The sequence below is a fragment of the Solimonas terrae genome, assembly GCF_011067135.1.
Taxonomy (GTDB): Bacteria; Pseudomonadota; Gammaproteobacteria; order Nevskiales; family Nevskiaceae; genus Solimonas; species Solimonas terrae.
On record NZ_JAAMOW010000007.1, the window covers coordinates 87268 to 100801 of the forward strand.

The 13534-nt window shown below is 66.0% G+C and carries 8 protein-coding genes; 5 read left to right on the forward strand and 3 right to left on the reverse strand.

The features are described 5' to 3' along the window. The first annotated feature begins 57 nt into the window (after positions 1-57). Positions 58-2367, forward strand: a complete 2310-nt coding sequence (locus tag G7Y85_RS13850; RefSeq protein ID WP_166258181.1) for a DUF6351 family protein — start codon at positions 58-60, stop codon at positions 2365-2367. A gap of 96 nt (positions 2368-2463) precedes the next feature. Here the strand turns inward: G7Y85_RS13850 and G7Y85_RS13855 are convergent, their stop codons facing one another. The 3 genes from G7Y85_RS13855 to G7Y85_RS13865 form a co-directional block, all read right to left on the reverse strand. Next, the gene (locus G7Y85_RS13855; protein ID WP_166258184.1) at positions 2464-3681 is read right to left on the reverse strand and encodes an AGE family epimerase/isomerase; all 1218 of its coding nucleotides are present in this window, start codon (positions 3679-3681) and stop codon (positions 2464-2466) included. A 25-nt stretch (positions 3682-3706) separates the two neighbouring features. Further along, positions 3707-6127, reverse strand: coding sequence for a TonB-dependent receptor (locus G7Y85_RS13860; RefSeq protein ID WP_166258187.1), 2421 nt, complete (start codon positions 6125-6127; stop codon positions 3707-3709). Between the two features lie 118 nt (positions 6128-6245). Beyond that, positions 6246-6941 carry a TetR/AcrR family transcriptional regulator gene (locus G7Y85_RS13865; RefSeq protein ID WP_166258190.1) on the reverse strand — a complete coding sequence of 232 codons (696 nt, stop codon included), beginning with the start codon at positions 6939-6941 and terminating at the stop codon, positions 6246-6248. A 188-nt stretch (positions 6942-7129) separates the two neighbouring features. On the opposite strand from G7Y85_RS13865, the gene G7Y85_RS13870 reads away from it, so the two are divergent. Genes G7Y85_RS13870 through G7Y85_RS13885 form a run of 4 tightly spaced genes read left to right on the forward strand, consistent with a single transcriptional unit; the run spans position 7130 to position 13531 of the window. Continuing rightward, on the forward strand, positions 7130-8701 hold the full coding sequence (locus G7Y85_RS13870; RefSeq protein ID WP_166258193.1) for an MFS transporter: 1572 nt from the start codon (positions 7130-7132) through the stop codon (positions 8699-8701). Further along, the gene (locus tag G7Y85_RS13875; RefSeq protein ID WP_166258196.1) at positions 8691-11240 is read left to right on the forward strand and encodes a glycoside hydrolase family 2 protein; all 2550 of its coding nucleotides are present in this window, start codon (positions 8691-8693) and stop codon (positions 11238-11240) included. The genes G7Y85_RS13870 and G7Y85_RS13875 overlap by 11 nt, the downstream gene beginning before the upstream one ends. A 25-nt stretch (positions 11241-11265) precedes the next feature. Further along, entirely contained in the window at positions 11266-12240 is a 975-nt protein-coding gene (locus tag G7Y85_RS13880; RefSeq protein WP_166258199.1) for an alpha/beta hydrolase, read from the forward strand. Between the two features lie 40 nt (positions 12241-12280). After that, entirely contained in the window at positions 12281-13531 is a 1251-nt protein-coding gene (locus tag G7Y85_RS13885) for a serine hydrolase domain-containing protein (RefSeq protein ID WP_206675579.1), read from the forward strand. Positions 13532-13534 lie beyond the last annotated feature (3 nt).

Genomic DNA, 13534 nt, shown 5'->3' on the forward strand with positions numbered 1-13534 from the left:
AAGCCGTGCGCATTCCAATAATCGGGCGCCCTCGATGGCGCTCCCGGGGGAGGTCCCATGTTGACAGCTCGACATCTGAAAGCCGTCGTCGGCGCGACGCTTGCCGCACTGCTGGTTGCCTGCGGCGTCAGTTCGCCAACCGGTGGCAGCGGCGGAAGTGGCAACGGCAGCAGCAGTGGCGGCATCGGCATTCGCGTGATGTCGAACCGCGCCGATCTGATCAGCGGCGGCGACGCACTGCTCGATGTCGTGCTGCCGGCCGGCGTCGATACTTCGACCGTGACCATGAGTCTCAACGGCAACGACGTCAGCAGCCTGTTCGCGCCGAGCAGCGACGGCACGCTGCGCGGCCTGGTGACCGGCCTGAACGTCGGCGACAACAGCTTCAAGGCGCAGTACCCGGGCGGCAAGGCGCAGACCACGCTGGTCGACCATCCGAATGGCGGGCCGATCCTCGCCGGCCCGCAGCTGCAGCCCTGGACCTGCCAGGACGGCGCGGTCGACGCGCAATGCAACCAGCCGGCGAGCTACAGCTTCGTCTATCTGTCGTCCGATCCGCTGAAGATCGGCTTCCAGCCCTACGATCCGGAGAATCCGCCGAGCGACGTCGCCAACACGACGACCGACCAGGGCGTGACGGTGCCGTTCATCGTCCGCGTCGAAACCGGCTACCAGGATCGCGATCAGTATCAGATCGCCGCGCTCTATCAGCCGGGCCAGGACTGGACGGCCATCAGCCCGCAAGCCCAGTTCAATCACAAACTGCTGATCACGCACGGCGTCAGCTGTGGGGTTTCGTACATGACGGGCACGGCGCCGAGCGTGCTCAGCTACGCGCCGGCCAACATCATCAGCATCACCGGCGGCAACTCGCCGAATCTGCCGTCGCAGGCCGTTCCGGACAGTGCGCAGTACGCGCTTGGTGCCGGTTTCGCGGTAATGTCGACGGCGCTCGACTACAGCGGCCACAACTGCAATGTGGCGCTGCAGGCGGAGTCGCTGATCATGGCCAAGGAACATCTGATCGAGCACTACGGCACGCTGCGCTACACGATCGGTACCGGCTGCTCGGGCGGCTCGCTGGCCCAGCAGTGGATCGCCAACGCCTATCCGGGGATCTATCAGGGCATCCTGCCGACCTGCTCGTTTCCGGATGCCTGGAGCACGGCGACGCAGTTCGCCGACTATCACCTGCTGCTTGCGTACTTCGGCGACAACAGCAAATGGGCGGACGGCGTGAGCTGGCCCATGAGCAAACAGGCCAAGGTCATGGGCCGTGAGCTGCTGACGCTCAATGCGACGGTCAGCGAAAGCGCGCAGTTCCACGTCGCCGTGCCGACCGACCCCTGCAGCGGCGTCAGTGATGCGCAGCGCTACGATCCGGTCAACAATCCGGGCGGCACGCGCTGCACGATCACCGACGCGGCGATCAACCTGTTCGGACCGCGCCCGCCGGAGCTGTGGAGCGACATGGAAAAGGCCGCCGGTCACGGCTTCGCCGGTTTCCCGGTCGACAACGTCGGCGTGCAGTACGGCCTGTCGGCATTGCAGGACGGCAGCATCACGCCGCTGCAGTTCCTCGACGTCAACGAAAAGATCGGCGGCCTCGATGTCGACACCAACCTGACCAGCACGCGGCTTGCCGCGGTCGAACCGGCGCTGGGCAATGCCTATCGCAGCGGCATGATCAATGAAGGCAACAACATGGATCAGGTCGCGATCATCGACTGCCGCGGCCCGGACCCGGGCCTGTTCCACGATGCCTATCGCGCCTTCGCGATGCGCGGCCGCCTCGATCGCGAACACGGCTCGCACGCCAATCAGCTGATCTGGGAAGGCGCGCTGATCATCGCCGGTGATCTTGCCTGCAACCAGAACAGCCTGATCGCGATGGATGCCTGGCTGTCAGCCGTCGAGAAAGACCTCAGCGACGTCCCGCTCGCGCAGAAGATCGTCGCCGACAAGCCGGGCGATCTGACCGACGAATGCTGGGACGGCGCCGGCCAGAAGCTGAGCAACCAGCTGTGCAGCTCGCTGGTGGTGCCGATCTTCGGCACGCCGCGCACGGTGGCCGGCGACGCCATCACCACCGACACCAACAAATGCCAGCTCAGGCCGCTCAACCGCAACGATGACTACGGCCCGACCGCCTTCACCGACGACCAATGGGCACAGATGGAAGCGCTGTTCCCGAATGGCGTCTGTGACTTCAGCAAGCCCGGTGTCAGCCAGCAGGGCACGATTCCCTGGCTGACTTACCAGAACAGCAGCGGCAACGTGATCTACGGCGGCACGCCGCTGGCGGCCGCTGCGAGCAATGACGGCATCGGCTGGACCAGCCCGGCCTTCCGCGGCTTCTCGTGGTAGCGCCGCCGCCGGCACGCATCTCCCCGCCGGCCATGCCGCGGGCGGGGAGATCGTGATCAGCCGGGTTTGATGCGCGAAGCGCGCGCTGGCGCCGCCTCAGACCGGCGCCAGCGCGGCGATGATGTCGGTGCAGGCGCTCATCGTGTGGTAATCGGTGAGCCCGGAAAAGCAGCCTTCCTCGTCGCAGGGCGCATTGTCCGGTGTACGGATGCGATGCCAGCAGCCGTACTGCGGATCGACGAACACGCGCCAGCTGTACGCGGCGATCCTGTCGTACCAATCCACGTAGTACGTCTCCCGGCTGCGCTGCGCGAGCAAGGCAGCGGCCGCCATCGCCTCGGCCTGCACCCAGCTGTACTTGTCGCGGTCGTAGGCGCCGCCGTTCTCGTCGTATCCGTAGATCAGGCCTTCGTTGCGACGGTCCCAGGCCAGTTCGACCGCGGTCCGGAACAGCTCGCCGGCACGGTTCGCACGCCAGGGCCGAGGATCGTGCCGCTCCAGCAACAGCAGCAATTTGGCCCATTCGATCTGATGGCCGGGTTGCAGGCCCCAGGGTCGGAAGATGTTGGAACGGTCGCCCTTGTTGTACAGCCAGTCGACCTGCCAGTCGGTATCGTAATGTTCCCAGACCTGTCCGCCGCACAGCGCGGCCTGCCGATTGACCATGTGGTCGGCAAGCAGCGCGGCGCGATCGAGAAAGCGTGACACGCCGGTCGCCTCGAAAGCCGCGATGAACGCCTCGCACAGATGCATGTTCGCGTTCTGGCCGCGATACGGTGACAGTGTCCAGTCGGCGCTCGCTTCGTCGGCATAGAGTCCGTGTCGCGGCTCCCAGAAACGCGCTTCCAGAATCTCCCAGGTCTCGTCGACGTAGGTGCGAGCCTCATGGAAGCCGGACTGCGCGGCCTTGGCGTAGGCCAGCATCACGAACGCCAGCCCGTAGCAGTGATTGGTGGCATCGACGACCTCGCCGTCACGCAGGAGCCAGGCATAACCGCCGGTCCGTGCGTTGCGATGCGCCGCACGCAGGTAGTCGATGCCATGCGCAATCGCCGCGCGATGTTCGGGGCTTCCGGATTGCCGGTACGCAAACGCGTAGTTGACCGCGATGCGCGCGCTGCTGACCAGGTGCCGCATCTGCGGCTCGAAGACGCTGCCGTCGCGGCGGAAGAACTGGAAATAGCCACCACGCGGATCGAGGCAGCGCGGGTGATAGAACGAGATCAGCTGTCCGAGATAGTGGCGCAGAAAGGCCGGCGAGCGCTGCGGCGCGGCCGAGGACTCAACGCCCGTTGGTGTCGATTGACCGTTCATGTCCGATTCGGAATCCCCGCTGTCGTCAGTAATCGACGCTGAGGCGCACGGTGTAGGTCCGTGGCGGATTCAGATAGTACGCCGTCGCCGTGGCCAGCGGATTGAGGATGGCGGTTCCGGTCGCGCCGGAAATCGGCGTCGTCTCGTCGAGGATATTGGCAACATTGAAACTGAGCCGCGCCTTGGCGCCGTACAGCAGCGTGCTGACGGCAAAGCCGGCGTCGAGCGTGCCGTAGTCGTTGATCGGAATGTCGTGGGTCAGATCGTCGAAGCCCTTGCCGACATAGGTGTAGCCGACGCTGGTGGCGGTCATCAGCATGCCCAGAGGGCGCATGTACTGCAGCGACGTCGAATACTGCGAACGCGCCGCGCCCGGCATCTGCGTGCCGGGCGCGACGGTCTTGCCGTTGGCATCGGTGAACGGCCGGGTGGTGTGGGCGTCGGTGAGGCCGGCGCTTGCCGACAGCGTCAGCCCATCGAGCGGCGTGTTCCACAGCAGGCTCGCTTCGAGCCCCCGGCTGATCGCGCCGCCGACGTTGTCGGTGTAGATCGTGGTCCCCTGCTGCTGCTTGATGATCGGATTCTTGTACTGGATGTAGAAGGCGGCGAGGTCGGCGTGCAGCGAATCGTCGAGCCAGTTCGTGCGCAGACCCGCTTCGTAGTTCCAGAGCGTGTCGGACTTGTAGGTCGGTGGCACTTTGACCTGAACGGTCGACGGCGTCGTATTGATGCCACCGAAGCGAAAGCCTTTCACTACCGTGGCGTACAGCATCATGTCGCGGGAGATATCGTAGGTCAGCGACAGCTTCGGGTTGACGCCATTCTCGCCGTCGGACACGTCGACGCGAGTCGGCATGCCGCCGTTGGCGGCAATCACGAGCAGACCGTCGCCGTTGGAAATGCCACCGATCGTGGTCCGGTAGAAACGCGCCCCGGCCGACAGCTTCAGATCGTCCAGCAGCTGATAGCCCAGATCGGTGAACAGGGCATATTCGTGCGACTGGATGTCGTAGTCGCCGTAGCTGAGCGAGGTTCTCTGTTCGAGATTCAAGGGCGCATCGAGCGCGTCGAGCAGCTGCCCGAGCAGGCTGCCGGGGCCCGTGAGATTCTGCTGGGCAACGGAATCGAGAATGATGTTCCCCTTGAATCCGTAGTCGTAGTAGTAGGCGCCGAACAGCCACTGGAACGGCCCGTCGCCGGTCGACTGCAGGCGCAACTCCTGCGAAATCGAGTGGGTCTTCGAGCTGCTGGCGAGAATGAAGGCGGCCGCGGCCGGATAACCCGGCGGCGGCGGCGACCCCACCGCCGAATACGTGAGATCCAGCGACGAGTTCGCGTGCTTGCCGGTATGCGAGGTCAGGGACACCACGCGCATGGTGTCGAAGTCGTAGTTCGCTTCGAGGCTGTCCAGATCGAAGCGATTGTCGACCGGGCTCGGCACGATTTCCTGATCGGTGGCGCGCGGACCGTGCCGGGCGTCGGCGACGCCCGAGGCGTCGGGTGACGCGTAGTTCTGGTTGATGTGCGTGAGCTTGAATTTCCAGCGTGGCGCAGGTTCCCACAACGCGATCGCACGAAGCTGCTGGCCGCGCCCGGTGTCGATGTCGTGGCGCACCGGATCGCTGCGCACGTCGTCGTAGGCCCCCGGATAGCGGCGATGGATGTAGTCGAGGCGCAGCGCCGCGGTGTCGAGCACTGGCGCATTGACCGCGAGACCCTCGGTGAAGGCACCGGAGCCCGCCGACGGCAGCACGTACTGCGAGAACATGCGTGCCTGCCATTCGCCGATCACCGGCTCCTGCAGTTCGTAGCGGATCGCGCCGGACAGGGCGGCAGCACCGAACAGCGTGCCCTGCGGGCCCTTGAGGATCTGCACGCCGGCCAGATCGAAGGCACTCAGGTCCGGCACGATGCTCGAGATATAGGGATCGGTGAACGCGGTATCGCCGATCAGGATGCCGACCGGCGACGAAGTCTCGGTGATCGGCTTGGTATCGGTGCTGATGCCGCGGATGCTGATGCGGGTATAGCCGGAATTCGACTGCGACGCCGTGACGCCGGGCGACTGCTGGATGAAGTCGTTCAGGCTCTGCTTGCCGGCGTTCTCCAGCATCTCGCCCGAAACCGCCGTGATCGATGCCGGAATCCGGCGCACGCGCTCCTCGCGCTTGGTCGCGGTAACGACGATCTCGGCAATCGGGGCGCCGTCTGACGATGACGAGGACGACGACGCGACCGGCGGTGGCGGCGTGTCCGGCACGCTGATCGTCGGCACGGTCTGCAGCTCGTCGGCCGGCTCGGCGGGTTTCTGCGCGTCGGGTGTCGATGTGGCGGCCGCGGCATCCGACTGCGCCCAGGTGGTGGACGGCAGCCCGATCAGGCCGAGGCCCAGCAGCGCCGCGCGCCGCAGATTCGGATCGGAGATCCGAAGAAAACGGATTCGCATGACCAGTTCGCCTCCTCCAGGCTTGTTTGCTCGGCGATCCGTCCGCCATGCCGGCGCGATCGCTCGGATACCGCTGCGGCAGATCTCCGCCTGCCTCAGCGCCCGCGCCGCTCGGGCGCTAAGGCTTTTCCGGGAAGCCGATTCCCGGATACAGGTGACAGATGATTTCCTTGAGCACGGCGACCGATTTCTCGATCCCGACCTTGTCGCGCCGGAACAATCCCTCCAGAGCGAGGCCACGGATCGCCGCCACGAACAGGCGGTGAACGGCATCGCCGTCCGGCCGGTCCTTGAGTCCGGCGCTCTCCAGCCTTTCGATCACCCACTGGTGCGCATGCACATCGATGCCGCGCTGCACGGAACGCAGCTTGTCCGCGAGTTCGCGATCGGAACGCGACGCCAGCATGATTTCCATCACGGCGATACCCGACGGCCGCGAGATGACATCCCACATGATGGTCGGCAATTCGCGCATCCATTCGCGCGACGGAATCGCCTCCACCGAACGCCGGTACTGCTCGCCATCAGCCTCGTAGACCGCCTCGACAACGGCAACCATCAGATCGCTTTTCGCCGGATATTGATGCGTCATCGCACCGCGGCTGACTTTCGCCTGCCTGGCGACGACGCTGACTGTCGTCGCGCTGTAGCCGTAGCGGGACAGGCAGGCGACGGCGGCATCGACCAGTCGCCGCCTGGTATCGGCGCTGCGGACCGCCTGCGGTCGTGGCTTCTTCGACGTCCGTCTGGCGGGCGTCTGCGACGGCAATGCCCGTGCTGTGGAACGGCCAACACTTGCCGGCTTGGTGCTCATGATCTCTCCTCGGCGATCTTCCAGAGTCGCCATTTTGCGGCAGCCTATCACTACAAAACAGAACGTACAACTTGTTTATTTTTTTCATAAACAGGTTGTGCGTTCTGTAAATTCGCGGATAGACTGGCGCCCGAAAAAAGCAGAGGAGCGGCCGGTCCCTTCGGAGCCGGCGCCGAGGAGAACAATCCGTGCAAGCCGCTGCAGTTACAACGTCGAAGACGCCGGTCGGGAGCACCGGCGCCGTCCGCGCGGCGCTGCGCAGCAGCCGGCTCGGAAGCGGCACGAAGCTGAGCTATGCCGTCGGCGCCGCCGTCGAGGGCACGATCAGCGCGCTGGTCAACACCTTCCTGTTGTTCTACGCCACCACGGTGTGCGGACTGTCGGCGTCACTGGCCGGCGTCGCGATTGCTGCCGGCCTGGTTGTCGACGCGATCGCCGATCCGCTGATCGGGTCGTTGTCGGACAACCTGCATTCGCGCCTCGGTCGCCGCTTGCCATTCATGCTCGTCGGATTGCCGATGATTGCCGCGAGCTTTGTCGCAATCTTCTCGCTGCCGGACTGGAACCAGCAGGGCGCCCTGTTCGTGCTGCTTGCCTTCCTGTCGATCGCCGTACGGATCGGCGTGTCGACTTTCCATCTGCCGTTTCTCACGGTCGGCGCGGAAATCGTCGACGACCACGTCGAGCGCTCGCGCATCATGAGCTTCTGCTGGGGCTTCGCGATGATCGGCGCACTCAGCGGCGTCGTGATCGGATTTTCGTTTTTCTTCTCGGGCCCCGCCGGGCTCGCCGACCGTCAGGCCTACGCACCTTTTGCGCTGACGCTGGCCGCCATTGTCGTGATCTGGGGCAGCCTGTCCTGCCGCACCGTCCATCGCACTCTGGCGCGTCAGCACCTGCCGCCGGCGACGCCGGCGCCTCTGCTGCGGCGACTGATGCCGGAACTGCGTGAACTGTTCGGCAACCGTTCGTTCCGCCTGCTGTTTGCGTCGTCGCTGATCTTCTTCGTCGCGTTCGGCATGACCCAGGCGCTGGCGCTGCACGCGAACAGCTTTTTCTGGCATCTGAGAAGTGGCCAGATCCAGCTCGTCACCGTCGCCTTCATCGTCGGCACGCTGGTCGGTGCGCCGCTGATGGCGCCGTTGATCGGCCGACTCGAGAAGAAGACCTCGGTGCTTGTCGGCCTCGGCGGCTGGGCCGCGATGCAGGCACTGCCATCGTCGCTGCGCCTGCTCGGCGCGCTGCCGCTCGAAGGCCAGGCGCTGGCTGTTTTCCTCGCGGCGGCAATGTCAGTGGCCGGCTCACTGATGGCGATGGCGGCAATCGCCTTCATCTCGATGATGGCCGACGCCGCCGACGAACACGAGTATCTGTTCGGTGCGCGGCGCGAAGGCCTGTTCTACGCCGGCTGGGCTTTCGCCGGCAAGACCGCTGGCAGCATCGGCAGCCTGCTGTCCGGACTGCTGTTGACGGCCATTCATTTCCCGGTGCAGGAAACCAGGCAGGCCGGCCTCGACATCGTGCTGCCGGACGCAATGGTGCGCGAGCTTGGTTTCTTCTATGGCCCGGGCGCGGCGGCGCTGTCGTTCGTCGGTGCCGTGTTTCTGATTCGTTATCGGCTAGACCGCGCGACGCACGCCCGCATGGTCGAAGAGCTGAGACAGCGCCGGCATGACGATGCTGCGCCGCACCTTGCAGACCAGATCCGCGGAAGCGCGCCCGCTTCCGCAGCATTCAGACGAGGACACGATGAACCCTAGCCCAAGGCCCGCCGCATCCGCTCTGACGGAATGGGAAATTCTCGACCTCGCGCCCGGCGAAGGGTCGCCGGTCGCGCTGACGCACGGCGGTGATGCCTGGATACCCTGCCCGGCACCCGGCGATACCTATCTCGCCCTGCACCGCGCCGGCCGCATCCCGCATCCGCTGGCCGACCGGAACGAGGCAGCATGCAGCTGGGTGCGCGATCGCGAATGGTGGTGGCGCATCCGTTTCGATGCCGACGCACCCGAGCCGAACGAGCGCGTGCAACTGTGCTTCGAGGGGCTCGACACCTACGCGACGATCTGGCTCGACGACACGCTGCTCGGCAGCTGCGACAACATGTTCACGCCACTGCGATTCGATATCGGCACCGCGCTGCGCAAGGCCTCGTCGCACGTACTGCTGGTGCGTTTCGCACCGCCGGCACAGCAGGTCGCCGACAAATCGATGCCGATCTGGCCATTCATCGCTGACCCGATCAAGGCATCGAAACGCAATTTCCATCGCAAGGCGCAGTTCGGCTGGGGCTGGGACTGGGGTCCCGACCTGCCAACCGTCGGACTGTGGCAACCGGTGCATCTGCTCCGTCAACGGATCGCCGCGATCGATGATCTGCAGGTCGTGACGCAGGCGACACCGGCGCGGGCGCACCTGCAGATCACGCTGTCGATCGACGAGTTCGCGACGCGTGCCGGCGACGCGCTGAACGTGCAACTCCGCCTCTTTTCGCCGACCGGCGACTGTGCCGCGCAAGCCCGTCTCGCCATCGACGCCGATCAGCAGCGGGTCGGAACCGAGCTGGTCGTCGAGCAGCCGGAATTGTGGTGGACGCCCGAGCTCGGCGCGCCGGCGCTGTACCGGCTCGAAGCGGCGCTCTGTCGCGGCACGCAGACGCTCGACAGCCGTACGCAGGCGGTCGGCATCCGCCGCATCGAGCTGGACACTTCGCCGGACCCCGACGAGCCCGGCTGCGATTTCTTCCGCTTCGTGCTCAACGGCGTGCCGCTGTTCGCGCGTGGCGTGAACTGGATTCCGGCCAGCAGCTTCGTCGGTGCCGTCACCGTGCAGGACTACGAGAGCCTGCTGCGCTCCGCGATCGACGCGAACATCAACATGCTGCGCGTCTGGGGCGGCGGCGTATACGAAGCCGATGCGTTCTACGACGCCTGTGACCGCCTCGGCCTGCTGGTCTGGCAGGACTTCATGTTCGCCTGTGCCCCCTACCCCGATCACGACGCCGATCTGGTCGGCAGTGTGCGCCGCGAAGTCGATGCGCAGGTCCGGCGCCTGCGCCATCACCCCTGCCTGGCGCTGTGGTGCGGCAACAACGAAGGGCAAGCCGTCCATCAGCTCGTCGATCGCCTGTCCGGTACCAAGACCCGCTATCCCGGCGATCTGATCTTCGAGACGCTGATTCCCGACGCGCTGCGACAGCTGGACCCGGCCACGCCGTATCGTCCCGGCAGCCCTTACGGCGGTCCCAGCCACAACAGCATGCGCGCCGGCGACGTGCACAACTGGACCGTCTGGCATGGTCTGCCGCCGGTGCCTGACGAACTGCCGGTCGGCGGTTTCGACCACAGCCCGGCGGCCGTCGCCTACACGCGCTACGCCGAGGACAAGGCGCGCTTCGTCAGCGAGTTCGGCATCCAGGCGGCGCCCGCACGCGCGACGCTGGAACGCTGGATCGGACATGAAGCGCTCGCGCTCGATAGTGCGGCCTTCCTCGATCGCATCAAGGACCGTCCGAAGAACAAGGTCAATGCGATGCTGTTGCCGGTCACCGGCCTGCCCGGCAACCTCGACGAGTACGTCGACTACACCCAGCTTGTCCAGGCCGAGGGCCTGAAGTTCGGCGTCGAACACTACCGGCGCCGCAAGCCGCATTGCTCAGGCACGCTGATCTGGCAATACAACGATTGCTGGCCCGGCATCAGCTGGAGCCTCGTCGATCACGATGGCGTGCGCAAGGCGAGCTGGTTCTACGTGGCGCGCGCCTACGCGCCGCTGATGGCGTCGTTCAAGACGCTCGACAACGGCGATGTCGAACTCTGGATCAGCAACGATCGGCAGGCACCCGCGCAGATCGACGCCACGGTGACGATGCTGCACCTCAACGGCGAGCCGCTGTGGCGCGAATCGCTGTCGATCAACGCTGGCGCGAACCAGTCGGTCGCGGTCTGGCGCGCCGATGCCGCGACCATCGCCGCCTCGCCCGATCGCGTGCTGACGGTGCGCTCGCCGAATTTTGCCGGCAACCGCCTGCTGTTCGCCGCGTTCAAGGACTTGCCGCTGGCCGACGAGCTGCCGCAGATGCAGATCGAGGCGCTGGACGACGGTGGCCTGGCGGTGACCCTGCGCGGCACGCGCTATCACAGCTTCGTGCACCTGCAGGGCGACGACGCCAGCCTCCGCTACAGCGACAACTACTTCGACCTGCAGGCCGGCGAAGTTCGCAGCCTGCACGTCACCGCGGACCAGCCGCTGCGCACGGACGCGCTGCGCCTGCGGGCATTCCACCCCAAAACCGCCTGAGCGCGAACCGCCACCGGAGTCCCCGATGAATACCCATACGGAAAAGCGCGAGACGGGCGTCTGGAGTCTGCTGCCCGACACCATCAGTCGCGAGGCGCGTGCGATTGCCGAGATGTTCCGCCACGTGCCGATCAATCGGGTCGCGCCGACCTCCACCGAGGAATGGCGGGCGCGTAACGAAGCCGGCAAGGCGTTCATCGCCAGTCCCCTGATGCAGCAGATGCTGAACGTGAAACCTGCGCAGTCGCGCCGGCTCACGCTGGACGGTGCCGAACATGTGCTGTTCCATCCGCCGGGGTACGACGCCGGTCGCGACCCGCGGCTGCTGGTCCACATCCACGGCGGCGGCTACGTGTCCGGCGCCCCCGAGAACGAAGCCTGCTCGGCGACACCCGTCGTCGAGCTGCTGAACTGCGCCGTGCTGTCCGTGCGCTATCCGTTGTGGTGGGAGGCGCCGCCGGGTGCCGACGTCGATCGTCTGGTCGCGATCTACCGCGAGCTGCGCAAGGAGCGTCCGGCTTCGTCGATCGCCCTGATGGGCAATTCGGCCGGCGGCGGCCTCGCCCTGCGAACCACGCTCCGGCTGCATGCGCTGGGCGAAGCGCTGCCGGCGGCGCTGCTGCTCGCGACGCCCTGGACGGACGTGACCGGCGCCGGCGACACCAACCGGACGCTGGTGCCCTACGACATTCTCGACACCGATTCGCTCGATACCGTGCGCAAGCTGGTCGGCTCGGACGAGGCGCTGCGCTCGGCAGCGCTCTCGCCGATCCATGCAAGGTATCCGGCGGACTTTCCGCCGACGATCATCGCGACCGGCACGCGCGACACGCTGCTGTCCGACTGCGCGCGACTGCAGCGCAAGCTGATCGACGCCGGCGTCACGCAGGAGCTGCGTGTCTTCGAGGGCATGCCGCACGGCTTCATGGGCTTCCGCATGCCCGAGTCCGATGCCTGCATGCAGGACTTCTGCACTTTCCTTGACCGATATCTGAAATAGCATCGCCGCCCTGCCCGCAGCGCGAGCAGCACGAACCCGGATGACCATCGAAATGCCGAAGCACGCCCCCCTGGAACGCAATCTGGAGCCGGCGCAGCCGGAAGACGTCGGACTGTCTCGCGAGGGCCTGGCCGCCGTCGACGCGGCGGTGCAGCAGCTGATCGATCAGGGCACGCTCGCCGGTGCGTTGACGCTGGTCGCTCGTCACGGCCGCACCGTTCACGTCAACGCGATGGGCAGCAAGGATCTCGCGAGCGCGGAGCCGATGCGCGCCGACACCCTGTTCCGCATCTATTCGATGACCAAGCCGGTGACGGCGACGGCAATGATGATCCTGTTCGACGAAGGTCGCTGGGCGCTGGACGATCCGATCGGCCGACACCTGCCGGAGCTCGCGAATCTGGCGGTGATCGGGCAACACCTGCCGGACGGCAGCTACACCACCGAAGTGGCGGCGCACGCGCCAACCATGCGCGAGCTGATGACGCACACCGCCGGTTTCGGCTACGGCCTGCTGCCGACCACGGCGTTCGACCGCCTCTACCAGAAGGCCGCGATCTGGAAGTCCGCCAACCTCACGGAGTTCTGCGCACGGCTGGCGACGCTGCCGCTGGCCTACCAGCCGGGGACGAAATGGGCCTACAGCCTGTCGATGGATCTGCAGGGCGCGATCATCGAACGCCTCAGCGGCCAGTCGCTGCCGGACTTCATGGCCGAACGCATCTTCACGCCGCTCGGCATGCAGGACACGGCGTTCCACACGCCGGCGGAAAAGCAGGGGCGCCGGGCGACGCTGTACTTCAGCGAAAAGAACGGCCCCCTGATCCCGATCGCCAATCCGCTGGCACCGGACCATGAAACGCCGCCAGCATTGGCCCTGGGCGGCAGCGGTCTGATCTCCACCGCCGGCGACTACGCGCGTTTCGCGCAGATGCTGCTCGACGGCGGCGAACTGAACGGCCACCGCATCGCCAGCCGCGAAGCGATCGCCCTGCAGATGCGCAATCACTTGCCGGACACGATGCTGGATGCAGGTTACGTTGCCGGCCACCAGCGCCTGCGACCGGGCTTCGGTTTCGGCTTCAACGGTGTCGTCTTCACCGATCCGGCGCTGGCCGGCATTCCGGTCGGCAAGGGCACCTATCACTGGGACGGCGCGGCCGGCACCTGGTTCTGGGTCGACCCCGAGAACGACCTGCTGTTCATCGGCCTGATCCAGCTGATGTCGTACAGCGCGCCGCCGCTGCAGGCGACGACCCAGACGCTGATGGCGGATGCGATCGTCCGCTGATTC